The organism is Bacillus sp. SD088 (assembly GCF_017355205.1).
Lineage (GTDB): Bacteria > Bacillota > Bacilli > Bacillales > Bacillaceae_C > Lederbergia.
The window spans coordinates 22,592-47,502 of the sequence record NZ_JADIJK010000015.1; the positions used below are offsets into that span (position 1 = coordinate 22,592).

General features: G+C 38.1%; 22 protein-coding genes and 2 pseudogenes. 8 read left to right on the plus strand and 16 right to left on the minus strand.

Annotated elements, in window-relative coordinates; all coding sequences use genetic code 11:
* Positions 1 to 14: 14 nt before the first annotated feature.
* Together IPU53_RS14035 and IPU53_RS14040 are read right to left on the minus strand one after the other, a co-directional pair.
* Positions 15 to 1,259, minus strand: coding sequence for an ABC transporter substrate-binding protein (locus IPU53_RS14035; protein WP_207451654.1), 1,245 nt, complete (start codon positions 1,257 to 1,259; stop codon positions 15 to 17).
* Between the two features lie 290 nt (positions 1,260 to 1,549).
* The gene (locus tag IPU53_RS14040) at positions 1,550 to 2,512 is read right to left on the minus strand and encodes a LacI family DNA-binding transcriptional regulator (RefSeq protein ID WP_207451655.1); all 963 of its coding nucleotides are present in this window, start codon (positions 2,510 to 2,512) and stop codon (positions 1,550 to 1,552) included.
* Positions 2,513 to 2,693: 181 nt separating this feature from the next.
* Between IPU53_RS14040 and IPU53_RS14045 the strand changes: the two genes are divergently transcribed.
* Positions 2,694 to 3,578, plus strand: a complete 885-nt coding sequence (locus IPU53_RS14045) for a M15 family metallopeptidase (RefSeq protein WP_207451656.1) — start codon at positions 2,694 to 2,696, stop codon at positions 3,576 to 3,578.
* A 339-nt stretch (positions 3,579 to 3,917) separates the two neighbouring features.
* On the opposite strand, the gene IPU53_RS14050 is transcribed toward IPU53_RS14045, so the two are convergent.
* Together IPU53_RS14050 and IPU53_RS14055 are read right to left on the minus strand one after the other, a co-directional pair.
* Complete coding sequence (locus IPU53_RS14050) at positions 3,918 to 4,340, minus strand: YugN family protein (protein WP_207451657.1); 423 nt, start codon at positions 4,338 to 4,340, stop codon at positions 3,918 to 3,920.
* Between the two features lie 81 nt (positions 4,341 to 4,421).
* Complete coding sequence (locus IPU53_RS14055; protein ID WP_207451658.1) at positions 4,422 to 9,632, minus strand: ATP-binding sensor histidine kinase; 5,211 nt, start codon at positions 9,630 to 9,632, stop codon at positions 4,422 to 4,424.
* Positions 9,633 to 9,792: 160 nt separating this feature from the next.
* Between IPU53_RS14055 and IPU53_RS14060 the strand changes: the two genes are divergently transcribed.
* Complete coding sequence (locus tag IPU53_RS14060; protein WP_207451659.1) at positions 9,793 to 9,951, plus strand: anti-repressor SinI family protein; 159 nt, start codon at positions 9,793 to 9,795, stop codon at positions 9,949 to 9,951.
* Between the two features lie 70 nt (positions 9,952 to 10,021).
* Here IPU53_RS14060 and IPU53_RS14065 read toward each other — a convergent pair whose 3' ends face one another.
* The 5 genes from IPU53_RS14065 to IPU53_RS14085 all read right to left on the minus strand — a co-directional run bounded on the left by IPU53_RS14065 (position 10,022) and on the right by IPU53_RS14085 (position 14,776).
* Positions 10,022 to 10,723 carry a response regulator transcription factor gene (locus IPU53_RS14065; protein ID WP_207451660.1) on the minus strand — a complete coding sequence of 234 codons (702 nt, stop codon included), beginning with the start codon at positions 10,721 to 10,723 and terminating at the stop codon, positions 10,022 to 10,024.
* 396 nt (positions 10,724 to 11,119) lie between these two features.
* Entirely contained in the window at positions 11,120 to 11,806 is a 687-nt protein-coding gene (locus tag IPU53_RS14070; RefSeq protein ID WP_207451661.1) for an RluA family pseudouridine synthase, read from the minus strand.
* Between the two features lie 34 nt (positions 11,807 to 11,840).
* Positions 11,841 to 12,407, minus strand: a complete 567-nt coding sequence (locus tag IPU53_RS14075; protein ID WP_207451662.1) for a hypothetical protein — start codon at positions 12,405 to 12,407, stop codon at positions 11,841 to 11,843.
* Positions 12,408 to 12,509: 102 nt separating this feature from the next.
* A complete protein-coding gene (locus IPU53_RS14080; protein ID WP_207451663.1) occupies positions 12,510 to 13,748 on the minus strand; it encodes a GTPase family protein in 1,239 nt (412 codons plus the stop codon).
* 308 nt (positions 13,749 to 14,056) lie between these two features.
* Positions 14,057 to 14,776 carry a YebC/PmpR family DNA-binding transcriptional regulator gene (locus IPU53_RS14085; protein ID WP_207451664.1) on the minus strand — a complete coding sequence of 240 codons (720 nt, stop codon included), beginning with the start codon at positions 14,774 to 14,776 and terminating at the stop codon, positions 14,057 to 14,059.
* Between the two features lie 178 nt (positions 14,777 to 14,954).
* Here IPU53_RS14085 and IPU53_RS25455 point away from each other — a divergent pair, with 178 nt between their 5' ends.
* Entirely contained in the window at positions 14,955 to 15,491 is a 537-nt protein-coding gene (locus IPU53_RS25455) for a DUF6241 domain-containing protein (RefSeq protein WP_207451665.1), read from the plus strand.
* Positions 15,492 to 15,610: 119 nt separating this feature from the next.
* On the opposite strand, the gene IPU53_RS14095 is transcribed toward IPU53_RS25455, so the two are convergent.
* The 3 genes from IPU53_RS14095 to IPU53_RS14105 are packed head-to-tail and all read right to left on the minus strand — an operon-like array spanning position 15,611 to position 17,767.
* Entirely contained in the window at positions 15,611 to 16,198 is a 588-nt protein-coding gene (locus IPU53_RS14095; protein WP_207451666.1) for a nucleotidyltransferase family protein, read from the minus strand.
* A 1-nt stretch (position 16,199) separates the two neighbouring features.
* Positions 16,200 to 16,859, minus strand: a complete 660-nt coding sequence (locus IPU53_RS14100) for an HAD family hydrolase (RefSeq protein ID WP_207451667.1) — start codon at positions 16,857 to 16,859, stop codon at positions 16,200 to 16,202.
* A gap of 32 nt (positions 16,860 to 16,891) precedes the next feature.
* Positions 16,892 to 17,767: a LysR family transcriptional regulator gene (locus IPU53_RS14105; RefSeq protein WP_207451668.1), complete on the minus strand. Its 876-nt coding sequence runs from the start codon at positions 17,765 to 17,767 to the stop codon at positions 16,892 to 16,894.
* Between the two features lie 115 nt (positions 17,768 to 17,882).
* On the opposite strand from IPU53_RS14105, the gene IPU53_RS14110 reads away from it, so the two are divergent.
* Together IPU53_RS14110 and IPU53_RS14115 are read left to right on the plus strand one after the other, a co-directional pair.
* Positions 17,883 to 18,656, plus strand: coding sequence for a class I SAM-dependent methyltransferase (locus tag IPU53_RS14110; RefSeq protein ID WP_207451669.1), 774 nt, complete (start codon positions 17,883 to 17,885; stop codon positions 18,654 to 18,656).
* A 225-nt stretch (positions 18,657 to 18,881) separates the two neighbouring features.
* On the plus strand, positions 18,882 to 20,240 hold the full coding sequence (locus tag IPU53_RS14115; RefSeq protein WP_207451670.1) for an Nramp family divalent metal transporter: 1,359 nt from the start codon (positions 18,882 to 18,884) through the stop codon (positions 20,238 to 20,240).
* Positions 20,241 to 20,282: 42 nt separating this feature from the next.
* Here IPU53_RS14115 and IPU53_RS14120 read toward each other — a convergent pair whose 3' ends face one another.
* Positions 20,283 to 20,759 carry an SRPBCC family protein gene (locus IPU53_RS14120; protein ID WP_207451671.1) on the minus strand — a complete coding sequence of 159 codons (477 nt, stop codon included), beginning with the start codon at positions 20,757 to 20,759 and terminating at the stop codon, positions 20,283 to 20,285.
* A 197-nt stretch (positions 20,760 to 20,956) separates the two neighbouring features.
* Entirely contained in the window at positions 20,957 to 21,271 is a 315-nt protein-coding gene (locus tag IPU53_RS14125; protein ID WP_207451672.1) for a hypothetical protein, read from the minus strand.
* Positions 21,272 to 22,193: 922 nt separating this feature from the next.
* On the opposite strand from IPU53_RS14125, the pseudogene sda reads away from it, so the two are divergent.
* The 3 genes and pseudogenes from sda to IPU53_RS25295 all read left to right on the plus strand — a co-directional run.
* Positions 22,194 to 22,265: pseudogene (sda, locus tag IPU53_RS25640) on the plus strand (sporulation histidine kinase inhibitor Sda); the annotation flags it as partial.
* 67 nt (positions 22,266 to 22,332) lie between these two features.
* Positions 22,333 to 22,931 (plus strand): annotated as a pseudogene (locus IPU53_RS14135) (SDR family oxidoreductase).
* Between the two features lie 171 nt (positions 22,932 to 23,102).
* Complete coding sequence (locus tag IPU53_RS25295) at positions 23,103 to 23,237, plus strand: hypothetical protein (RefSeq protein WP_278253288.1); 135 nt, start codon at positions 23,103 to 23,105, stop codon at positions 23,235 to 23,237.
* A 294-nt stretch (positions 23,238 to 23,531) separates the two neighbouring features.
* Here IPU53_RS25295 and IPU53_RS14140 read toward each other — a convergent pair whose 3' ends face one another.
* Positions 23,532 to 23,849: a MerR family transcriptional regulator gene (locus tag IPU53_RS14140; protein WP_242698304.1), complete on the minus strand. Its 318-nt coding sequence runs from the start codon at positions 23,847 to 23,849 to the stop codon at positions 23,532 to 23,534.
* Between the two features lie 126 nt (positions 23,850 to 23,975).
* Positions 23,976 to 24,296, minus strand: coding sequence for a site-specific integrase (locus tag IPU53_RS25645; RefSeq protein ID WP_207451761.1), 321 nt, complete (start codon positions 24,294 to 24,296; stop codon positions 23,976 to 23,978).
* Positions 24,297 to 24,911: the final 615 nt, after the last annotated feature.

Consider the following 24,911-nt stretch of genomic DNA (forward strand, 5'->3'; position numbering starts at 1 on the left):
CCTTTAACAAGCTCCTATTTCACACCGTTTGCCCATGCAGCATCTAGTTTTTCAAGGAATTGCTGACCTGTCATATCCTTTGATAAGAAAAATTCCTGTGTTACCGGTGTAAGATCATTGACCACCACATTTGCTGGAAAATAACTATGTGCCCAAGTAATGGTTTCTCCACTATTGGAAGCTTCAAGCACAATTTGGGATAATGGATCAAGATCTTTTGCTTCAATATTTGTCATTGCTGGAATAAAGCCAAATTCTTCGACAATATATCGTTGTCCTGTCTCACTTGTAAACATCCAATTCAAGAAATCACTGGCTGCTTTAATTTCTTCTTCATCTTTTTGATTATTAATTGCCCAGTTATTTCCTACCCCAACAGCAATTTTGTCATTTCCTTCAAGCGGAAAAGGCATCATTCCCAGTTCAAAATCTAAATCATAATCCTCGAACATTCCATATGCCCAGTTTCCTTGATGAATCATCGCTGATTTACCAGTAGCAAAATCACCAATCTCACCATCATAAGTCACTTCGACAGGGTTCTTTGCATTCGCTTTTATGGCCTCCATAAATTTGGCAAAATCCTGAAATTCCTTTGTATCCGCCATTTTCACCTCACCCTTATTTAATTCTTCAATATAGGCAAGTGGATCATCTTGTAAAGCAAATGGCGTATTTAAAATATGGCCAATAAGGAAATAAGCTTCTTGAGAAAGCCCAAAACCATTGATGTCCTGATCCTTAAACTTTTCCAATGCGCTTACAAAGGAATCATAATCTGTCACATCTTTAGGGTCAACCATATCTTTGTTATATATAATTCCGTATCCCTCTACCCCATATGGAATACCAACAATTTTGTCATCTATTTTCAATTCCATATCTGGGGCAATATATTTCACATAATCTTCATTGCTCAGGTCATAAAGATAAGATTTAAGCTTTTCAGCTTTATCTGGACTTACACTGAAAATGGACGGACCTTGATTACTCGTTAGTTTCGTTTGCAATTGCTGCATATATTGGTCACCAGCAGCACCTAATACTTCCACCTTCACACCTGTTTCCTCTGTATATTCCTTTGCGAGTGCTTCCAATTGATCGACGATTTCAACCTTACTATTAAAGATTGTAATAGTTGGGCCAGAAGATTTCCCTTTTCCACCTCCACCATCTGTTGAGCCACATCCTGCCAAAGCAACTGCAGCAACGATCAATATAGCCATTAAAAAAGTAAATGTTTTGTTTACCTTTCTCACATCTTCATCCCCTTATAAGATAATAGGTAAAACGTTATACTAATATTGTAGCGTTTTCACTCCGAAAGTCAATAAATTTATCCACGTTTTATTAAAATTTTTATCTTTTTTATTTACCCTCCCTTATATATTAAATAAATTTTACCTTTTTATTCATAAAAAAGAACGAATAATCATATTCGCTCTACTATCTCTCTATTTATCCCTAATGAATGAGCAGTAAACCTCCATTTAAGAATTTGAGGGAAACAAGTGGGGAGATGAAAAAAATATTGAATAGGAGTTCCACTTTATTTAACGCTCCCTCGCCAATGTATTTTTGCAGTAATTTTAAAGTCCTCTTTATTGGCTGTCCCGTGAATCATTTCTACTAATTCCTTGGCAGCAATATACCCACTTTCATAACGCGGAATCGTGACTGTGGTCAAATCAAAATTCTCCGCATTGCTGCTATCATCAAAGCCAGTAATCGATATATCTTTAGGAATATCATAATGATTCTCCCTGAGTGCCTTTATCGCCCCAATTGCCATATTATCGTTTGCGCACATGAGAATTTCCGGCAATTGATTACTAAGAATTAAAATATTGGTTGCACGGTAGCCACTTTGTTCTGAGAAATCTCCGTGGTAATAGTTTGTTCTTTGAAAGGTAATGTTATTCTTAGCTAACGTATCCGTAAATGCTTGATATCTTTCCTGATGATCCAGAGAGGTTTCCATCCCACCAAGATATCCGAAATGGCGGAATCCCTTATCGATCAGAACTTGAGTCAATTCGGACATCACACTATAATTCTCTGTAATCACGCTCTTAATGTTTTCGCTTTCAAGCATTCTATCCATGACGACGATGGGAAATTGGCTATTTGCTGTTGATGTAAGAAAGGAATCAGCCATCTTTTTATCCAACACAATGGCTCCTCTTGTGAAGTTACCACGCATAAAGTTTTTACTTGAATTAGTCGTACAAACGATTAAATCAAAGTCATTTTCACTTAAATAATCATGGATTCCTTTAATGATCTTCAAATAAAAACTTCGTTCAAAATCGCTAAAGTTAAACACAATCGTATTCGTTTGACCAGTTTTTAGGCTTTTTCCCATAATATTCGGCTGATATCCCATTTCCTCACAAAGCCTTAGAATACGCCCCTTCGTTTCCTTGCCAACATTCTTTCTCCCGTTCAACACATTCGACACAGTGGAAACAGACACATTTGCCGCTCTTGCTATATCTTTTAAGCCAACCAATTTCGTCCCCCCATAACCCCAAATCTAAAAGGTCTTTTACTAAGTAAACCATATTTCTCTGAGTTTGTAAATTTTACTCCCATTCAGTAAAATTTTTACCAAAACAATAATGCTTAAACATAAAAGGGATTGGAAATTGACACAAAAAACAGTTAGAATAGAATATTGGGAGGAACATATAATGAAATCACTTCGAATCTTATTATCTATCACTTTTATTTCCTTTTTAACCGGGGGCATTTTGGCAGGATGTGATGGATTTTTAATGGAAGGAAATCCTGCGCCTAGTTCAAATCAAGACAAACAAAACAACAACTCTGAGAAGGAAGACAATCCGCCTCCAGCAGAAAAGGAACAAACTCCCGATCAGGATAAAAAGGATCAACGCAAAGATAAAGAAAAGGATAATCCTTATGCAAATGCACCCAAGGTGGATCCAACCAAGTATCATGATGAAGCTATCCAAGTTGTGGCTGAGCCTAAGGAAACCTCCATTCTCGTTAACAAACAATACAAATTACCTGATAATTATGAGCCCGACGATTTAGTCTATCCAGATGTCCCTTTTGTTTTTTCGGAGAAAATTGAAAAGCGAAAAATGCGAAAGGTGGCTGCCAAGGCATTAGAGAAAATGTTCGCGGGCGCTGAAAAAGATGATATTTACTTAGCGGGTGCTTCAGGGTACCGCTCGCAAGAAACACAAATGACGGTTTACAATAATTATGTAAACGCAGATGGGAAAGAGGAAGCAGATCGTTACAGTGCTAGACCAGGGCATAGTGAGCACCAAACAGGCTTAGCAATTGATATCTCTGGTATATCTGCAGAATGTGTGATTGAGGATTGCTTTGCAGATACGGCGGAAGCTAAATGGTTAGCGGATCATGCTCATGAATATGGATTTATCATTCGCTATCCAGAGGGGAAAGAAGACTTAACTGGCTATATGTATGAATCATGGCATATTCGCTATGTTGGAAAGGAAATGGCGAAGGAAATCTTTGAGCAAGACATTACATTAGAAGAGTATTATAATGTCGCCATCCCGGTCAATGAAGGGAAGTAAATGCCTAGCAGGATTTTCAACACTAAAGTAAACACATATAACCCTTCTGTGCAGCAGATAGATCTATGAGCGACTTTTTCTATCATTCTTCTTAAAGGCTAGGACAAAACTAAAATGTTAAGTGCTGAAGACGAACAATTTATTACCTTAACGGAGGAAATATACATAGACCCCCGCGGAAATGAGAGGCCGGCAAGACCCCGGAAGGCGAAGTATATTTCCGGAGTGGGTTATAGTCAAGTTAGTGGTTCGGCTTTTTCTATGATGAAGACACTTTCGTCCCGTCCTCTATGACTTTTTATACCTGAAAAGGCCCTTCTCTTCTGAGGGCCTTTTCCATCAAGATGAAATCGGGTGAATTCCATTTAAGATTTCGTTAATGGCTGCTTCCCCTACTTCTTCCCATTTCTGTGGGCGCTGAATATCTCCATCTCGATCAAGTGGTTCTTGAAACTGATTTACCCCCGTTGTCGTAAGTAAAGAGCTCTCATCTCGATCTAAGCCAATATTCACAACATGTTTGATTACATAGGGTTTATCAAATTGAATACGAGCGCGATACTCATCGAGCATCCCCTCTACAACATGGAAAGGAATCCGCATATAGATGGTTTCTCCACCTTCTCGCCATAATATTGAATCAAAATGCCCCTTATCATAATCCCAATTTCCCCCAAGACAATAGCCTAAAGGGCAAAGATGCTCCATCATCTCACCAAATTTTGCTGTTTTCCCTTCAATTTCTGTGTCCAGTACAATCATCCATCCTCACTCCAGGCTCCATTTTTGTATATTTTTAACTACACTTGAAAAAAATATACTTGCCCCTCCAGAGGAAAATGGTTACGCGAAATCCAATAACTCATGCTCTTGCAAAACATACACAGGTAGATGAAAGGTAAAACAAGTTCCTACGTTTACTTCACTCGCTACTTCCATTTCACCTTTATGGTAACGAATGATTTCTTTGCATATCGCAAGACCTAAACCATTCCCATTAGCTGATCTGGTATAAAAGCGATCAAATATATACGGGAGTTCATCCTCAGGAATACCACGCCCTGTATCCTTCAACATGAAGGATATTCTGCGCAGATCCCTATCATAAACTAGCTCAAAGGATATCTTACCAGCTTTCGTAAATGCGATGGCATTTGCAACAAGGTTTTGGAGAACCTGCTCCAACTTCCTCTCATTTACTTCAACTAAAGGGTATTCTTCTTGGACTGGGTCTTGAATTTTTGCTTCAAATTGCAGTCCTGCTCCTCGGATTTCTCCCTCTATTTGCTTTTTAAGGTAAACAAATAGTTGATCTACTGGAATATATTCCATTTCAAATGAAATCTCCCCTGACTCCATTTTGGCCAATTCAAATAAGTCCTGAATCATCTGATTTAACGTTACAATGTGATGATGACTTCTTTTCAGTACCTCTTCATGATCAATCGGGGCAATAGTTCTATCTAATATTCCTTCTATATATCCTTGAATAGAAGTGATAGGAGATCTTAAATCATGAGAAATATCAGAGAGAAAACGGCGACGTATCTGCCCTGCTTTTTCTAATTTTTCATTTGCCTTCTCAAGATGATTGTGTGCTGTTTCTAGAAGAGCTGTCCTTTCTCGTACCTTTTTCTCTAAACTTCCATATAGAGCAGCATTTTCAAGCGAAACAGCTGCTTGTGAAGCAAGAACGTTCAAAATTTCGATTCTATCTTTTGAAAAGGCTCCGGCTAATGTATTATTTTCTAGATATAAAATTCCCGTCAGATTCCCTAAATGTAAAATCGGGAAGCATAGAACAGATATAGGGGTATATGTTTCTATATAAGGATCCTTTAGAAATCTCATCTCTTTTCTCGCATCATATAAAACAATGGGTTCAAGGCTTTTCTCCACGTAATTAAAAATCGCCCGTGGGTAATCTTCTTGCAAATTGCCATCTACAATAATAACCTCTCCATCAGCTTTCCCTTTGGCAACAAGCTGCAAATGATCATCCCTTTTCAAAAACAGTAATCCTTGTTGTGCTCCACTGTTTATAAAGACAATCTTTATTAGCTTTGCCAATAATTTTTCCATCACCATTTCTCCCGATAGTGTTCTTGCCGCCTGCAAAATCGTTGTCATGTCAAGATATGAAGCGGTTGACTGATTGATGTCGAATAGCTCTTCATGATGTTCACTGAACCTTTCATAATAGGTTTCCCTTAGTTTCCCGGCCTTTCTAGACGCTCCCCACTTTTCAAATGCTTTGATGGCAGCCGATAAATACAGTTTGGAAAAACGCAGGAAACCACATTCCCAGTAATGGTTCTCTGCACATTCACAGGCAACCGCCTCATCCTGATTAAATCCATTTTTTTGTGCCAAGTTGACCGCTTGTTCAAAATAATGTCCTGCTTGACTCACTTTTCTTTTCAACTGCAATTCCCTTGCTTTTATCAGCAAATATTTATGCTCATAATTCTCTGGTGCGTGCTTTTTCCAGCGATAAAACAAATCAAGGATGAGCTTTATACGCCTTCTTATCTGAAACTTCCTTTGCTGATTGTGATTAGGGTACATTCTAACTAACCATAAAGCTTCATAAAAATAATATTCCGGGGCAATCACTAAAGTGAGCGAACGATCCACTAATTTATTCAATTTATCCATTAAACGCTCAGCAACAGGCTGATCACCCAGCAAATAGGACATTTGCAAACGCATTGTATAATGAACAACTTCTGCCGATTCATCCTCAATAAGTTGATTTTGATACCAATCAGGCCGATATGTATGACCATTTAAGTACGCAATCCAATCATTCATTTCATTTAAATATCCTTTTGACAAATCAAAGTGAATTTGGTTAGAGAATTGTAATTGCTGTTCAATGATTTCAGCTGTTTCGAGAAGGTAATGTCCTTTTAGAAAACTAGCCATACAAATAAATGAGCTATTGGCACCAGCCAAATGAAAATTCCCTGATTCAATACAATATTGCTGCGATTTTGCTAATGATTGTTCACTATGAATAAGCGGGTGTTTCCAATGATTAATAAAACTACCAAATACAAAATATACTCTCCCTAATAAATGAGGGTCCCCACTTTCCTTTGCATGATGTAAGGCAAGCCTGCCAAATTCATAACTTGCTTGAAAGTCCTGAAAGCCCGCACTGAGTATTAATGCGTAATTATTATAGACAAGCGTAGCTAAATCGGTTGTTCCGTGCCTAAGGATGAAATTAAATGCCTTTAACATTAACAATGTCGCTAAATTTTGGTTGATATGATAAGCAGGAGCGTTCATGTTGATAAGTGTTTGGACAATCAACCGATGTTCTTCATTCGTCATTTTCGGTAATTGCTTTAAATCCTCCGCTTTTCTATTTCTCAGCATCAGTTTAGACTGAACAAGTTCCTTTGCAACCGCCAGTTTACCTGGCTTATCATTTAAATGCCATCCAAATAACCTTAGAGCCGTTAATCCTGAGGCAACCGCTTCCTCCACACGATGCTGGTGAGTATATAGAGTGATTTTTAAGTTATAAATTTTAAGTTTTTCTTCCCTTGTTTGTACGAGATTGATCGCTTGGTTAAACCTGGCCTCCGCTTCTTCAAATTGGTTATTGGCGTAAGCTAGTTCTCCAAGACCCAAGATGACGTTTGAAAATATAACTTGCGTGGGTTCCCTCTCAGCTATATTTAATAATTCATAAGCCTGTTGGTAAAAAGAATGAGCAGCTTTAAATGCCGCACCCTTTTTGGCTTTTTCTCCTGCCAGCGTATTCCATTCAGCCAATCGGACGATTTCCTCTTTTTCAAGGAGGTGATGACAAGCATTTAAATGATTAACGATATCAAAAATATGCGCCTCAAGTATATTTTCTCGTTGATAATAGGCAACAAGCAATCTCCCAATCGTCATATGGCTTTTCTCTCGATCCTCAGAGGACATAGTTGAATAAATTGCCTGTTGAACCTTATCGTGTAAAAATTTATACAAAAGCGGAAGTTGCTCCTCCCCCTCTTTCACTTGTACTGGATAAGTCCATTTATACCTTGGATCTAACGGCAAAATTAGGCCTTCATTGATGGCACGCATAAGTTGTTCGGCAATATTGGCTTTTTCCTCATGAAAAATTGTACTTAAAATATGAAGATCAAATTGATTGCCAATACAGGAAGCCAGAGCTAAAAGTTTTTGCGTTTCTAAAGGAAGGCGGTAAAATCGCTCCATAATATAATTGGCCATATCATCTTGAATAGGCAGTTTAGTTAATTGATCGAAATCAATGATCCACCTCATTTTGTCCTCAGCAAAAACTAATAAATGATGATCATAAAAGGACTGAAACAATTGTTGAGCAAAAAAGGGATTCCCTTTTGTTATTCTTTGTGTAAACATCGCCAATTGATTAGCTTGCTCATCCGTACAAAGGAAAAGATATTGGATCCATTCACACATAGCGACCACTTCTAATGGTTCTAACTCAATCGTAAGCAGTGGCACATCCTTTGCTGCCAGCTGATCTGTTGTAATCTTAAAAGGATGCATAGCGTCTATTTCATTAGGGCGGTAAGCGCCAATCACCAAAAAACATTGTTCTTTATTATGAAGTAAAATATAATGTAGTAAATCCAATGTCGCTTGATCTGCCCATTGCAGGTCATCCATAAATAAAACAAGTGGATGCTCTTTCGTTGCAAAGACTCGAATCAATTGATAAAAAGCAAACAGAATTTGATTGTGAACTTCAATAGCTGATCTTGATTCTGGTTTTGGCTGCTGCCCAACCAGCCATTGAATCTCAGGTAATAAGGACGCGATAATAGGTAAATGTGAGCGAAGTTGCTCTAAAATTCGTTCCTTCCATGTAGCTGTTTTCTCTTCCCCCTCGGATAAAACTTGTTTCATTAAATCCTTAAACGCAGCTATAAGTGGAGCATATGGCGTTTGTCGGTTTAATAAATCAAATTTTCCAGAAATAAAATAACCCTTATTGCGCACAAGTGGTTCCCGCACTTCATTCACTAATGCTGTTTTGCCCACACCCGAAATTCCCGCAATTAGCACAAAGGCACTTTTCCCTTGGCAACAATCTTGAAAACTGTCCATAAGTGCCCTTTTTTCTGATTCTCTTCCAAATAATCTTTCTCCTAAATCAAATTGTTGAGGAGAGTCCTTTTGAGCTAAAGTAAAGTAGTTTTTAGAATCCATCGTTTTTGAATAGAGCCGACTCAATTCCAATAGGTCTTCTCTTAGTCCATACGCACTTTGATAACGGGATTCAGGTAACTTTTCTAATAATTTCATCACCATATCGGAGAGGAATTCAGGGATTTCCACGTTGACTTCATTTGGCGGGATGGGCTTTTTAGCAATATGTGCATAAATAAGCTCAAGTGAGTCCTGTCCAACAAACGGTACACGCCCTGTTAACATCTCATAAAAAACAATGCCCAACGAATATAAATCAGAACGATGATCAAGAAAGCGATTAATTCTCCCCGTTTGCTCAGGTGAAATATAAGCAATTTCTTTTCCTAATAAGCTAGGGTTGATATGCGCACGATAACTTTCACGTTTTATAGCAACTGCATGCTGAAAACCTGTTAACTTCACATCTCCTTGCTTCGAACCAATTAAGATATTTCCAGGCTGAATCGTCTTATGAATAATCTGGCCATTATGCAATTCATTTATAACCGTGACTAATTTAATCGCTATCTTAAAGAAACGATCGATGCTTATATCTTTGTTTTGCAGAAGCTTTTCTAACGAGGTAAATGGAAAAAGCTCTGTAATGAGCAAGGGCTGTCTGCCATGTCTCTGAAGGGAAATCGGTCTTAAAATCCCCTTTAGAGGAAGACTTGTCTTGATATGATATTCATGAACAGCCATCTGAAAATCTTGAGGATGTATTTGCTTTTGGACCATTTTTTTTATCATAAATGTCCTTTTCGAATGATGTTCAATCGCCTTAACAAAATGCCAAGATTCATTGATCTCCATGGTTTCGATCATATCATAGCCTGGTAAGTAAAAAGCATCGTTTTGATTCAACCTAGCACACCCCGCTTTCTTAATACTAAGAAACCTAGATTGTTAGCCCAATTTAAATTCCTAGTCTTGATGGAAAAACTTTAGCAAATCTTTAAACAATTTTAAATACAGTTTAGAAAAGCTCGTGTATTGTATACATATAATACGAGGGAGTGATTGTATGAGCACGAGCGCGAACAAAGTACCCTGTCATTCTTATCCTTCCAAAAAACCATTAGATAAAGAATGGGTGGAATTAATGATGATGGCCAAAAAATCAGGGATCACGATCGAACAAATTAGAGCCTATATGGCTCATAAAGAAGAACATACGAATTAGGCATTTTAACTTTCTTGTTTAAAATCATTTAGGAAACTGGTCTACAAGCCTACATCTTTCTTTTATAAGATTAAGGTCCATTAAATCTATAGCCAATTCCTCTTACAGTTAGAACGTACACTGGATTTACAGGATCAGCTTCAATTTTCTTGCGGATATTACTAATATGGACCATAACGGTTCTATGATCGCCAAAGCTATTCTTCTCCCAAACTAGTTCAAAGATTTCCTCAGGTGTATATACTCTGTTAGGATTCATGGCTAAAAGACTTAAAATCTTGTATTCCTTTGCTGATAAATGAACAACCAGGTTGTTTCTTTTCACCGTATAGCGTTCTGGATCAATCAACAAGCCAGGATAATAAAGTTTTTGCTTTCTCAAATCCGTTTTCGAATCATTTATCTGCTGACTACGGCGCAAATGGGCCTTAATTTTGGCAATGAAAACAGGGGGACTAATCGGTTTCGTAACAAAATCGTCTCCTCCAATACTAAGGCCTACTATTTTATCAACATCATCCTCCCTTGCACTTAAAAATAAAATGGGAACATCACTCTTCTGCCTAATTATTCTGCATACTTCAAATCCATCCATTCCCGGCATCGTAACATCCAGTATTATAATGTCGGGCTCCTCCTCTTTCGTAAGGGCTATGGCGATTTCACCATTTTTAGCTTCTAAAACATCATAGCCATTCTTCACCAAATACATATGAAGCATCCTGCGAATATCATCGTCATCATCAACAATAAGCACCTTTGGTTGAAGCAACTATTCCACCCCCTTAAACTTATCGCTTAAAACACCATTTAGTTTTTCATTGAATCTTTAGATGTAAATATTTGTAAGCCCTTCCGGTAAATCCCACTTTATATCAAAACACATGGGCTAGAAATACTGTGCTTTCTTCTTGAATGAAACTTGTTTAGCATTCAATTACATGTATGGGTCACTTGTACTATATTTATATGAGACTAACAACATAAGTATATCATACTAGGTCTCTTAACTTAATGTTTGAGGAGGTTTTATATTGTTGTCTTTGTTATACTCTTGTTCTGACTTTCTTTTTTTAGCTTGCCAAGTATTCTAAGAGTTCTGCCTGCATATAGAATGTGAAACAAAGAGAAAACGGGAGACCCTGAATTAAGAGGGTATCCCGTTTTTTTATGATTGTTGTTGATATTCCCATATATTCCAAGGGAAATGATGGGGCGGTGCTTGTGATACTTTTACCCAGTCCTTTGTTGTAGGGTGTTCAAATCCAAGCTCAGATGCCCAAAGAGCAATTTGCTGACCAGGCTTGTTCGCGGTTTGCCCATACTTCTGATCTCCGTATAAAGGACAGCCAATAGTAGAGAGTTGAACCCTAATTTGGTGAGGGCGACCAGTGTGAAGTTTGATTTCTAAAAGGCTCATACCTTTTGCCTCTCCTATTACTTTATAGTCCAGTATCGCCTTTTTCCCTCGTGAGTCATTTTCTGGAACGACATACACTTGATTTTTCTTCTGGTCCTTCCATAAATAATGTAGCAATTTGGCTTGTTTGTCCTGTGGGGTTCCCCTAACTATTGCTAGATACGTTTTATCAAAAGCTCGCCTACGAATGGCGTCTGATAATCTTGAAGCGGCCTTCGATGTTTTTGCAAATACCATTACACCTCCGACTGGGCGATCCAGTCGATGCACAAGCCCCAAATATACATTCCCGGGCTTCTGGTATCGAATTTTTATATCTGCTTTTAACATGGTCAATAAATCCGGATCTCCGGTTTGGTCTGCCTGTACAGGGATATTGACTGGCTTTTCAACGACAAGTAGGTGATTATCTTCATATAAAACAGGGATATCCAATCTTATTCAAAACTCCTTCTTTAAGATCTTAGAATTATTCACCATTTTCCATAGAATAGTTTATCATTCTATCTGATTTTAGATACCTTTGTATATATTCAGGGTGATTTACATAGATAAATCCAGATTCATCCTCTAAATACTCTAAAATTGGATCGTCACGAATAATTCGCAAACAATCGCGATCATTGATATGGAGGTCCTCATGGGTTTGAATTTCCGATAAGTGGACCGTTTTAACCGTATTAAACTCTTCATTCTCATGACTATCCAATGAAATATAATAAACCACAATAGGACTATCTTCTAAAGCCCTTAAAATATATTCATATAGGAGAACAGAAATTTTCTTACAAAATGGATGATTGGGGCGATAGTTTCCTTCTATCGGTAAATGATTTGAAGTGCATCTTGTTTGATAGCGAAGACGCACAAGTTTCGAAAATGGATATCTTTTTTGAGTAGTTTTATCCATATTTTCCTCAAACCATAACCCCGTAAAATCAAGCTCAGAAGCATAAACATTTTCACGGATTGGCTGATATCCAATTGCTTCCGTTGATAACGGTGCATGCGATGCAAAATAAGCATAATAAGTCATCTGCCCACCTCCAAATTCACTATCCTCTCTTCTCTTAAGCCATTCACCTGATTTTTCACCTATTCAGAAATTAAAAATGAGGCAATCAAGGACCGCCTCATCTCATTGTTCCTTTTTCTTCTCTTCAAATTCTTCATCAAAGGTTTCCTTAACCTGTTTCATTGATTTTCCATCAATAAAATAAGCTATGGCTGCCTCACATAAAGCGTAGGTTCCAGCTGTTGCAATAGCCCCAGAGATCACACTTCCCGCAACGGGAATAAATTTCACCAATTGTCTGGCTATCTGACGTAAAACAATCCCAGTCGCAACGTTAAGGCCTAAGGCGCCCATAAATTCTATAACCGATTTTTTTCCGAGTTTTTGACCAGAAATTAAAGCTATCGAAGCGATCATCGTTGTTTGTAGGCCAGTAATAATCGGCAGATCAGGTCCTGGAATTGGACTAGCCCCGATCGCCCCCGTTATACCGGCTATACTCTTTCCCAACCGCCGGGCAACCTTTTTTTGCACAGACTTTATCTTGGATAATTTCGCTAATACCATTTGTGCCTCATTTGGTAGCTGTTCAATTAAATAGTCCAATAAGCGATCAATATTCCAACGAATATCATAAGCAATTTCGTCATTATCAAATTCCATATAGGCAGAGACAGGGATAACCTGCACAGGATTCGAAACCGCTTCGCGCAATTTCTCCTCTAGTACTTGAATCGCTTCTTGAATATTTTCCTGTTTGACCGGATGATCAAATGGTGGCTTGTCCGCTGATTTTGGACTTAGCTCATCGACTTGTGTTACAACCCCAATAATCGGTACATCAAATTCATGTACCTCTTGAATCGTCTTCTTCAATTCTAATAACTGCAGTAGATCTTCATCAATCCGTGAGCTCACTTCTTTTGCCTTACTCAAAAACAAAATCGCGTCCGGGCATTTTTCCTTGATAGAGGCTTGCACTTCCTCAAATGCAGTGTCTTTCGAGAACGCTTCTTCTGGGTCATCCGCCTCTCCTAAGCCTCGTGTGTCCAGTATTTCAAGCGCCCCGGCATCTGATTGGTAGCGATGCCACTTCCCAGCCCCTGTTCGCGCCTTAACATCACCGATTTCCGCTCTTTTTTCACTAAAAATCGCATTAATGAGACTAGACTTGCCAGCTCCCCTTCGCCCGACAATCGCAAAGCGAGCAGGTCGTGCATCCAATGTAAAAGATTTTAAATGATCCAACTCCACACGAATTTTATCTTTTACTTTTCCGGGAATTTTTGCTTTTGCTAAAGCTTCATATATAGATTTAATCAGATCTTCCATTTGATTTTTATTTTCCTGTTCGTTTTTCATCTTTGTAGCACCTCCATAATCGGGAAGTCGAACTTCTATATAAAAATTATCGCTTACAAAATCGTATTTGTCTAATGATACCGAAATTTGGCGAGATATTCACGTTATTAAGATGTATTTTTCGCAATTGTGAAAGCTGAGGGATTTATCCGTCATGGAAGGGAGTTTATTCGTCGTACTCTGTCTTTATTCTTCATTGCATGCTTTTATTCGCTGTTACTTTATTGTCTACTTAAATAGGATATTCCAGTGAAACAAAAAAGCTGTTCAAAAAGAGGATCTCCGAACCTTTTGAACAGCTTTTCAGACTAATCATCCAATGCTACATTATGATGCACTTGCTGAACATCTTCCAAGTCTTCTAACACATCAATCAATTTTTCAAATTGCTCTTGGTCCTCTTCTGTCAAGGACACTTCATTTTGAGCAAGCATCGTTAATTCAGCAACAGAAAACTCTGTAATGCCCGCTTGTTCTAAAGTCTCTTGCACAGCATGAAACTGATCTGGCTCTGCATACACGATCACTGTGTCCTCTTCCTCGATAATATCGCGAACATCGATTTCAGCTTCCATTAGAAGTTCTAATACATCATCGGCGGTTTTCCCATCAAAGCCAAATACAGCAGTGGGTTCAAACATGTATGCAACAGAACCACTTACCCCCATATTACCGCCATTTTTTCCAAATGCTGATCGAACCTCGGACGCTGTGCGGTTCACATTATTGGTGAGAGCATCAGCAATAATCATTGATCCATTTGGACCGAAGCCTTCATAACGAAGCTCCGAATAGTTTTCCTCTGAACCGCCTTTTGCCTTTTCGATGGCACGATCAATAATTGCTTTTGGCACATTGTATGTTTTAGCTCGTTCCAAAACGACTTTTAAAGCTTGATTTGCCTCTGGATCTGGTTCACCCTGTTTCGCCGCTACGTAAATTTCCCGCCCAAATTTCGCATAGATCCGGCTTGTATTTTTATCCTTAAGCGCCTTTTTCTCTTTAATATTATTCCATTTACGTCCCATACGTAACACTCTCTTTCAAGTTTGAGTATTTAACTATAGTATTATAACGCTAGATCCTCTATTTTTCGAGTACTAATATTTTGCAGGTAATTCATGATTTATACCGAATATTAAGAAGAAACCCTTTAAAAGCTGATTATGCAATTATACTTTATTTTGCTAAAGGAGGATTTATTGCGTGTATAAAAAGATCGTTTGGTCCGCAATTGGACTTATCGTTGTTATGGTGGGAATTTTCGTTATCCTTGTATACACAGATTCATCTCAATCAGCCGATAAAACAAACAAGGAAAGGAGAGGAACAGAGGTCCGTGCTGCTTCAACTTCTGAAGTAGAGGAAGTAGTGAAAGTGGACACAGAGGCTCCCAATCCTTTCGGGAAAAATAGTACACAAGAGGAGTTAACAGACGAAGATTATCGAAATTACCTTCATAAAATGTCCCATCAAAAGGTCATTGCTGATGAGAAGTGGGGTTTTTATGAAATTACTTCTGAGCGTATTGACTGGTTATGGCAAGGTTTAGATAAAGCAGATTTAAAGAATAAGAATGTTTATAGGGAAATTTTAGAACGATGGCGAGAAGATGACTTTTCTAAAGTGGACCAAGACCATAATGCGATTTGGCAATTACAGGGAGGCACAATTGGAGAAGCAACAGGTATTTTGAGCTCGGAAGAGGAAGAAGCCTTTTTACAGGAAACCAAAGAACAGTAAATATTTCTATAGGAGCAATATGCTCATAATTGCTCCTTTCCTTATTTTGCGAGGAAATACTCTACTTGTTCTTCGAATTTACCAAAATTTGTAGAGATCTCTAATCTTTTTTCATCCTATTAGTCACTTATGAGTTTTCCATCTGTATCAAATATCTTTAAATAAGGCCAAGTCCCCGCCCAATTCTTTGCAGCGATACGCTGGGCATAGATGGCTTCCCTACCACTATTTTTTGTATAATATTTTGTGGGTCTGACTTCCATTTTCAGCACATCGTCTAAACCCCATGGCGCCATTAACACAACTTCCCCTTTTTCATCGAGTTTGACTCCTAAAGCTGTTACCGTTTCTGGGAATTTTGCCATTCCGTCAACACTCGAAGCATATGGTGACATCTTGCTTACCTGATGCATCCTTGCTTGATTTTTAACAGACCAAGGGATATGGGGAGATAATCCTGCTAGCCTTTTTTCATACTCTTTTTCGATGCGCTCATCTGTAGCAGCTGAATCAAAATAAATCACATCGATATCCGCAAGTGGGGTACGGACAGAGAAATTATGCAATTGATCCCATATTTTTGAGCGGACAAATCCAGCACAAATCCACCAATCAGGCAGTTCGAGAGTTTGAGCATTTTTTAAAATCTTCATCATCCAAGAGTCTTGTCGAATACATTGGAGCACAGCTTCTCGCGTTTCTAGCATTCTACTCCCCAATCCCTAATAGAAGTGGAATTTCCGCTAAATCCTCTATTATATAATCGGCTTCTACCTCTCCAAAATAGGGGTCCTTCTTCCAAATCGCTTTCATTCCAACAGCTTGCGCCCCCTTGACATCATTGCTGGGATGATCTCCTACATAGATACAATTACTTATAGGTAGCTCCAATTCATTGGCAGACTTTTGAAAGATTCTTGGATCTGGTTTACTGATCCCTTCACATTCAGATATCAAAATCGAGCTAAAATAAGCTTCAATGTTTAATGCTCGAATATTTTTTAGCTGAAATGTCGCTTTTCCATTCGTGATCATACCAAGCGAAAGGCTACCTTGCAATTGTTCAAGCATGGGAATTAGGTTGGGAAAAGCGACACAATACTTATGAAAATTACTAACATAATCAGCTAACAACTCTTCCCAAGTTACTTTTTTGATAGAAAATGTCTCGACCATTTGTTGATAGACCTTGTCCTTCCATACGTATCCGCGATCATCTAGCTCTATGAACCTGGATATATATTGTTTCTCTGGTATATGACAGAGAGACTCATATAACCGTTCATATTGATGATGAATAAACCTTTCGACAGATGCTTGTCGATTCAATAATGTCCCGTCTAAATCGAATATAATTGCTTTTGTCACTTTAAAACCACCTTTCGAAATGATGCCACACGTTATAGCCTGGACACCATCGCTTTTAAAAACCGAGAAAATAATTGGGCTTCCTCTGTGTCCACCTTCGAGATCAAATAAGTTTTAGAAGTCGGCGGTTGGATATAAATAGATGGAATCTCCTTCAGCCCTCCTAGCTCTAATTCATCCTTAACCATGGAATAAGGTAAATAGGAAACACCAAGCCCTTCCTTAATAAATCGCTTCGTTCCTTCTATTTGATGGACTGGCATTGTTTGTACATGTGGATAAAAACCTTTAATGAGCGGTAATAGATCATCCCAATAGTCTGGGTGATTATCTGTAATTAGCCGATAAGTCTGGAGAGCATTCGTCTCATTCTCACTATCCTTTTGTGGCATAAATGGACTCCCTACTAAAAGCACTCGCTCTTCATGAATCATTTCATAACGTATGTTTGGCTGGATCGGTTGAATTCTTGTTAATCCGATATCTGCTCTTCCCGCGCTTACTTCTTCGCCAATATCATATGATTTCAAAACATGAATCATAACTTCTATCTCTGGATGTCGCTCCATAAATAAACGCAATAATGTGGGCAAAAAGGATGAAGCAATTTGCGGTGCCGCTACCATTGTCAGTTTGCGAGTATATCCTTGTTTCCAGGATTCAAAGTCATCCATTCCTTGGTCAAACGTCTCCGAGATTTTCTTTGCGATCGGGAGAAATATAAATCCTGCCGCGGTAAGAGTGACTCCTTTCCCTTCCCTTTTAAATAAAGCTGTATGGAGCGTTTTCTCCAATTGCCTAATATGTTTAGACACGGCAGGTTGTGTCAAATACAACTGCTCTGATGCCTTTCTGAAGTTTTCATATTCGGCAGCTGCTAAAAAGGTTTTTATCCATTTTATCTCCACGATCCATCCACTCCGATAACAAACTGTTATGTATTACAACTAAAATTGTTTATTTTCATTATAGAGCTTAATCGATATAATATCATTACAAAATGGGAAGAGGAGGAGAATAGAGATGAAAAACGCTCATGATGCGTGGAATTCAAAACTATATGATCAAAGTCATTCGTTTGTATCAAAGTTTAGGGAAAGTATTATAACATTATTAGCCCCGAAAAATGGAGAGAGAATTTTGGATCTAGGCTGTGGCACTGGGGATTTAGCCCAGCAAATTACTGATTTAGGGACTCGAGTCTTTGGGGTCGATCAATCCAGCAACATGATTGCAGAAGCAAAAGAGAAATATCCCCATATTCCTTTTAAAGTAGAGGATGCGCGCTCCCTCCCGTACCAGGACGAGTTTGATGCAGTGTTCTCTAATGCTACTTTGCATTGGATTCAACCTCCCGAAGAAGTTCTTTCCTCTATATATAAAGCCTTAGTCCCCGGCGGACGATTGATCGCAGAGTTTGGAGGGAAAGGCAATGTACAAAAAATTGTCGATGCTCTACTTCTTCAGTTTCAAAAGAATGAAATTAAAGAGGGGGAAAGACGAATTCCTTGGTATTTCCCTAGCATTGGAGAATATACAACTTTAATGGAAAAAGCGGGGTTCCACGTAACTTTTGCTCAGCATTTTGATCGTCCAACTCCTTTGGAGGGGAAAGACGGATTAAAAAAATGGCTTAATATGTTTGGCGATTCCATTTTCAAGGGATTAACCACAGACGAAAAGGACGAGCTTATCCAAGGTACGGAAAACCATCTACAGGCAACGATGTTCCGAAATGGGCAATGGCTAGCTGATTATAAAAGAATACGAGTCATTGGCGAAAAGAGGACTTGCTAAGAAAGAGATTGCCTGCCCCAAAAGTTCCCGAGCTGTGGGGCTCTCCTCGCAGCTCCTTACATGCCACAAACTTCATTCCCCCTCACTAAAATCTTATAGGCAGATGTTAAAAATTCATTAAATGGGTATTATATCTATATGATAGAAATTCTGAAGGTATTTATACTACAACATTTGCCCTAAGGAAAGTTACTTTCCCTATCGCATATTTTATGAGGTGGTAACTTGAACGAACATGATCCATCATCAAACTCACGTCGTGGTTGGTTGCAGCATAGTTCTAATCGTAGCTTAGAAGAGGTGAATAACTCTGTCCGCATCCCGGAAAATGCCGGTTTTTGGAGAAAGTTTTTTGCTTTTGCCGGCCCTGGTTCACTTGTGGCTGTTGGATACGTAGATCCTGGTAATTGGGCCACTTCTATTGCAGGTGGAGCACGATTTGGTTACACATTACTGTCCATTATCCTCATTGCTAATTTAATGGCGATTCTTTTACAAACATTGTCCGCTAAACTCGGGATTGTGACAGGACGAGATTTGGCTCAAGCAACACGAGATGCAACAGGTAAAAAGCTCTCTTTTGTGCTGTGGATTCTAACCGAGCTTGCTATTATTGCGACAGATTTAGCTGAAGTCATTGGGTCAGCCATTGCCTTGAACTTGCTTTTTGGTATCCCATTGCTCGCTGGTATTTTGATTACAACATTGGATGTCTTATTACTATTATTATTACAAAAAAGAGGATTTCGCATTATTGAATCGATTGTAATTGTGTTAATGGTCACGATATTTGCTGTCTTCGTATTTGAAGTGATTGCTTCTAAACCAGAGATCTCCGCCCTTTTAAAAGGATATATCCCTGATCCGGAGATTGTTGTGAACCCAGAAATGCTATTTATTTCACTCGGAATTTTAGGAGCAACGGTGATGCCGCATAATCTGTACTTACATTCAGCAATAGTCCAAACACGACAATATAAACGAACAACACCTGGAAAAAAAGAAGCGATCAAGTTCTCTGTCATCGACTCTAGCTTTTCCTTGACAGTAGCCTTTCTTATCAATTCAGCGATCTTAATCCTTGGAGCCGCTGCTTTTCATGGAAAAGGAATTCAAGTCTCAGAAATTGAAGAAGCCTATCGACTTTTAAGTCCGACGGTTGGAGTTGGGATAGCCAGTACCTTATTCGCTGTTGCTCTTCTAGCATCAGGACAGAACTCAACCATAACCGGAACGCTATCGGGGCAAATTGTGATGGAAGGCTTTATTCAGTTAAAAATCTCCCCCTGGCTTCGTCGAATTATCACACGCCTGATCGCCGTAGTACCTGCATTTGTCGTTACTTGGATTGCGGGTTCACGTGGAACAGCTGATCTTTTACTTTGGAGCCAAGTAGTCCTAAGCCTGCAACTTCCCTTTGCCGTTGTCCCGCTTGTTGTTTTTACAAACAGCAGGGAAAAAATGGGGGAATTCGCTAATCGTACGTGGATCAAAGTTCTTGCTTGGATTTGCACAGCCATCATCATTGTGTTAAACATATTTTTGATTGTTTATATCGTCATTACAGGACAAGAATTAGGATAGCCATTCAGGCTATCCCTCACTTAGTCTATCTTCAATTCCATTTTAGCTCAGCTTGTGTACAGCATCCCGATATTGCTCGTACCATTTCTCCCATTCCTGTTTTCTTGTCTCGATCTCCCGTCCGTCTAATAAGGCTTGAATTACATCAAGGCATACATGCCAACCGGCAAGATCTCGCGGGGTATGCTCTGTGATCGTTTGAAGCTCTTCCTTCATAATACAAAAACAGCCTGCAGACTCTTCGTATAGCTCAAAGCGAACCAAATCATCCGCCCATGTGAATGCTAAAATAGACTGCGGAGAATAAGAGGTAATGGTCATTTCTTCATATGTCCCATCTTGCATATCAAACTGAATGCTTCCTCCCTCACGTAGTTCTACAATTGATAATTCCGGAAACCAAAGCTTCAACTTTTGATTGTCTGTCAGCATCGCCCAAACCCTGTCCACAGAATGTTGAAAGTGACGCTCAAATTGAGCCATATATCCATCGTCCACTTGCTTTATTGTCGCTAGCATTGTCTTAACCTCCTTTTTATTCTCTTATTGTTGCTTCATTGTGATAGGTTGGATCGGTTTAACCAGTACAAAATTTATACCAGTTTAAGTATACCCAAGGTGTATTAAACATTATCGCACTTACTGTACGATGTGTTGCATCAGAAAAAAATATATATCGTCATCTATATAATAATCAAACTTCGGTAGACCATCTCTTAAAAATGCTTCAGGATCTGCGTCTTATAAAAATTATGTTGATATTGAATACCGTTTTTTATAAGACTGTCTATGTTTTCCTGAGTTCGTCCGGCATGGAGCAGTCCAGCTCTCATTGAAAGTTCACCTGTTACAGAAAAAAACAAATCATAGATTGATTTTTCTTCTGTTTCCCACCCTGTATCAATACCTTGAATTTTATTAACTTCAATAAGGATAGGTATTTTATTTTCATCTATTTTATCATAATACAATCTATATTCATGAGAGCTTACTAGTTTTCTGCTTTTCACTACTTCTATATGCTTATTCATTTCTGAAATCCATTTATTGATTATGTTACGTACAATGATAAATGGGTACTGATCAAAAAATCACCAGGAACTAAAACCAATATTTTAAATATAAAAGGCTTAGATGAAGATGATATTGAAACGTTGAGTCAATTTTTAAATTAATTTTGTTATCTATCTCCTCCTTTTTTAGTAGGTAGACTATCCTAATTATAAAGGCGAATTATTTTTGAAATAGTTTCACTTCAAAGAAAACTTTTAATTGAAGTATGGAATTCGATAGATTCGGGAGAGTCAAGTTGGCCAACTTGAGAAAGATTTCTACCAAACATCAAAGTGTGAATTTACAACGCTAAAAAAGTTTTCACCACCTATAAAAAAGTCAATTTTTAATTCAAGAAATCGACTTTTTTTATTTGCTTGTTTCACTAAAGCACCCTTATAAAAAAAGTGTTGGTGCTTCATAGGGACCATGTCCTGTATTAGTGCCTTATCAATACCTTCTCATAAAAAGTTTAGTATTAATTTAGAAGTGTTTCATTATGGACATGTGTTTAAAGAATAGTGCACTTGTTGTCCTTCAAGAACAAGTGTTACTTTGAATTAAAGTTTGATTAAAAACACCTCACAAACCTATGCTTTAAGATAAATAGGAAAACCCAGTTTTAAATAAAGATTGGGCAAAATGGTTTCTTTTTCAACAGGCCTCTATTTGTCTTTTATAAAAAAGTTTGATTATTTTCCACCTAAGTTACTCAACAGTCGCGCCCGATTGTTCAACACTCATCTCCCATATTTCCAAATTTAAAATGCTTTTTTATAATCTTTTATTGCCTTAAAGTTTACTTGAATGACTACCATGATGATAACCTAAAGAAGGAGGTTATCAGATGACTAATCTATCCGATGAATTGCTTTTTGAATCCTATAATCTACGAAAAGGTTAAATTTAAATCTGGATTTCATCGAAATCCTAAAACGGGAAATCAAACACCGCGGTTTAGTTATTTACTGATATCTATTTTTAGAGTTTTTTCTATTGCCTTCAAGTGAACTTGAAGGATTATCATAAAGATAACTAAATGAAAGGGGTAATAGAAGTGGCTAAATTTGATACACTGAAGAATAAAGTTGTGGTTATTGCAGGAGGAGGTAAAAACCTTGGTGCATTAGTAAGTAAAAATTATGCAAGCGAAGGAGCAAAGGTTATTATCCACTACCATAGGCCTTCCTCAAAAAAACAGGCTGAACAAACCGTAAAAGTCATTAAAAGTAAGGATGGCGAAGCGACACTGTTCAGTGGTGATTTGACCTATGCAGATAAAGTGGAAGAACTGTTTGATTATGCAGTGAGCCAATATGGAAACATCGATATTGCTACGAATACAGCTGGAAAGGTCATTCGAAAGCCGATTGCAGAAACCTCTGAAGAAGAATATGAAAGTATGCAAAGTATTAATGCGAAGACTGCCTACTTTTTATTAAAGAAGCAGTCAAGCATATGAATGACAATGGAAAAACTATCACGATTGTCACATCGTTACTAGCTGCTTATACAGATGGGTATTCGACCTATGCTGGCCTAAAGGCACCTGTTGAACATTTTACACGAGTTGCTGCGGCAAAATTAATGCCCCGGGCCAATGGATACACCTTTCTTTTATCCTCAGGAAACAGATGAAAGAGTGGCATTTCATAAATCACAGGTCCTTCACAATCAGTTAACGCAAATCGAGGATATCGCACCGATTATTAAATTTTTAACAACAGATGGTTGATGTGGATCAATGGCCAAACAATCTTTGCCAACGGCGGATATACTACACGCTAATGAAAAGGAGGTGATGACTTCATGCATAGTTTTTTTGCAGTAGCTTCCTCATCATCAACTACGATTTCAATTTTAGACCAAAACGGTACTGTTGAAGCTGAACGTAAAATAAATATAGAAAGGCAAGCTTTTGTTAGTGGCCTTACTAAGAATTGATAGAACTGTCCCACGAACAGGGCCTCTATCATAACGATATTTCTGCCATAGGAGTCATTGCAAAGCCAACTAGAGATCTTGTATGGGATTCAGAACAGAAATTTAAATAAGACCTGTAAACATCTTTTGGTTTCCCAGCTGTTATTAGTGTGAATGAAGATGAAATCAAAAATAAACTGTTATCATTGGCTTCGAAAACAAAATAATAAATATCTAAGAGGGTGACCGAAATCTATGGTTTCGGTCACCCTTTGGTTTGAACAACAGGTTCTTTCAGCATTTTCATTTTGATTTTCAATTTTTCCAAGGCTTCATCAATATCCTTTTTTTGTTCTGTGACTTCTCTTGATGTTCCTCAAAAATACTTACTCTTTCCTTGAGCGTGTCTTCTCCTTTCATATTCAGACGGACGACATGGCGTAAAATTTCTATAGACATCCCAGTTTCTCGCATGCATCCAATAAGTTCAATCCAAAATAGATCTTCCTCTTTAAAAAGATGGTAACCATTTGAATCACGCTCAACAAACGGAAGTAATCCCTCGGCATCATAATAACGAATCGTTGACGGAGGCAACGATTCACGTTCTGCGGTATTTTTAATGGTAATCATCCTTTTACACCCCTTCTTAACCTGCAAATGGATTAAGGCTTGATACTATAAACCTTGTTAAAAATTCAAAAAATTTATATGGATTAGAATATCCCTCGCAACCGAACGATTTGGATGAATAGGCCGTTACACAGATTCCAGTAATCGATGCATTTCTTTAGTCGATATGAAATCACTGTGTTTTAGGTCCGAGGCGGGGTATTTTTCAACATGATCTGGTGGAAGAACTGCAAGGATATCATAGTATGCGAATAATTGATTCATAACAGACAGGTGGCGCTTGATGGTCGTATTGCTAAGTTTCTTTTTCTTTAGATATTCGATATAAGAGGTGACATGAGTAGCGTCCATACTTAAAAAGTCTTTCTCTGATACCTCCAGCCATGAAATGAATTGATTAAGGTCCGATGCGTATGAGAAAAGGGCTTCCTTTTTTCGTGCTTCTATTCATTTACACAAAATATTTTACGCTCTCGCATCTTAACTAAAACCTAAAAGATTAATACAGTTACGATACCATTAATTAAGCTCTGTTTTATTTCTAATAATGCCGATTTTAATTTTTTTAAAAAAAATACAAAAAAGTGCACCTATATTTCACTTTATGACGTCTTTAATTATAGAAGTCTTCCAAAAATGGAAAGGAGGCCGCAGAAGAAAAACTCGACAGATTAAGGAGATTATCTAATTAATATGGAAGTATAAAAGGATTGATTAATATAATTGGCCACATGCTCTACGCAATGGAGATTTTATACTAGTCCCAAAATGACAATTTTTGCAGGACTTCTTCATGTAGCCGTTTCACCTTATGTTTAAGTTCAGACCTGTAATGGTACTGAAAAGTTCCTTAGTGTATCTAGCGCTCAACCAGGATATGCTTTTAGTGGGGCTATGGCTGGCCAAGCTAACATCGGCTGGTGCTGTTAAGTCTCGATCATGTATAAACGTACACGCATCAGGATCTTTTTGGGATGTTACTACTCGCTACTTCAATGTAAGTGGTAAAATTACACCAAAAGTAAGTGGTGGTAGTCTTGGATGTTTCTAAAATAACAAACA

What these genes read in the sequence shown, in the direction of transcription:
- IPU53_RS14045 (WP_207451656.1), top strand. Translation starts at nt 2,694, where the DNA reads ATGAAATCACTTCGAATCTTATTATCTATCACTTTTATTTCCTTTTTA.
- IPU53_RS14050 (WP_207451657.1), bottom strand. Translation starts at nt 4,340, where the DNA reads ATGATTGTACTGGACACAGAAATTGAAGGGAAAACAGCAAAATTTGGT.
- IPU53_RS14060 (WP_207451659.1), top strand. Translation starts at nt 9,793, where the DNA reads ATGAGCACGAGCGCGAACAAAGTACCCTGTCATTCTTATCCTTCCAAA.
- IPU53_RS14075 (WP_207451662.1), bottom strand. Translation starts at nt 12,407, where the DNA reads ATGACTTATTATGCTTATTTTGCATCGCATGCACCGTTATCAACGGAA.
- IPU53_RS14080 (WP_207451663.1), bottom strand. Translation starts at nt 13,748, where the DNA reads ATGAAAAACGAACAGGAAAATAAAAATCAAATGGAAGATCTGATTAAA.
- IPU53_RS14085 (WP_207451664.1), bottom strand. Translation starts at nt 14,776, where the DNA reads ATGGGACGTAAATGGAATAATATTAAAGAGAAAAAGGCGCTTAAGGAT.
- IPU53_RS14095 (WP_207451666.1), bottom strand. Translation starts at nt 16,198, where the DNA reads ATGCTAGAAACGCGAGAAGCTGTGCTCCAATGTATTCGACAAGACTCT.
- IPU53_RS14110 (WP_207451669.1), top strand. Translation starts at nt 17,883, where the DNA reads ATGAAAAACGCTCATGATGCGTGGAATTCAAAACTATATGATCAAAGT.
- IPU53_RS14120 (WP_207451671.1), bottom strand. Translation starts at nt 20,759, where the DNA reads ATGCTAGCGACAATAAAGCAAGTGGACGATGGATATATGGCTCAATTT.
- IPU53_RS14125 (WP_207451672.1), bottom strand. Translation starts at nt 21,271, where the DNA reads ATGAATAAGCATATAGAAGTAGTGAAAAGCAGAAAACTAGTAAGCTCT.
- IPU53_RS25295 (WP_278253288.1), top strand. Translation starts at nt 23,103, where the DNA reads ATGCATAGTTTTTTTGCAGTAGCTTCCTCATCATCAACTACGATTTCA.
- IPU53_RS14140 (WP_242698304.1), bottom strand. Translation starts at nt 23,849, where the DNA reads ATGATTACCATTAAAAATACCGCAGAACGTGAATCGTTGCCTCCGTCA.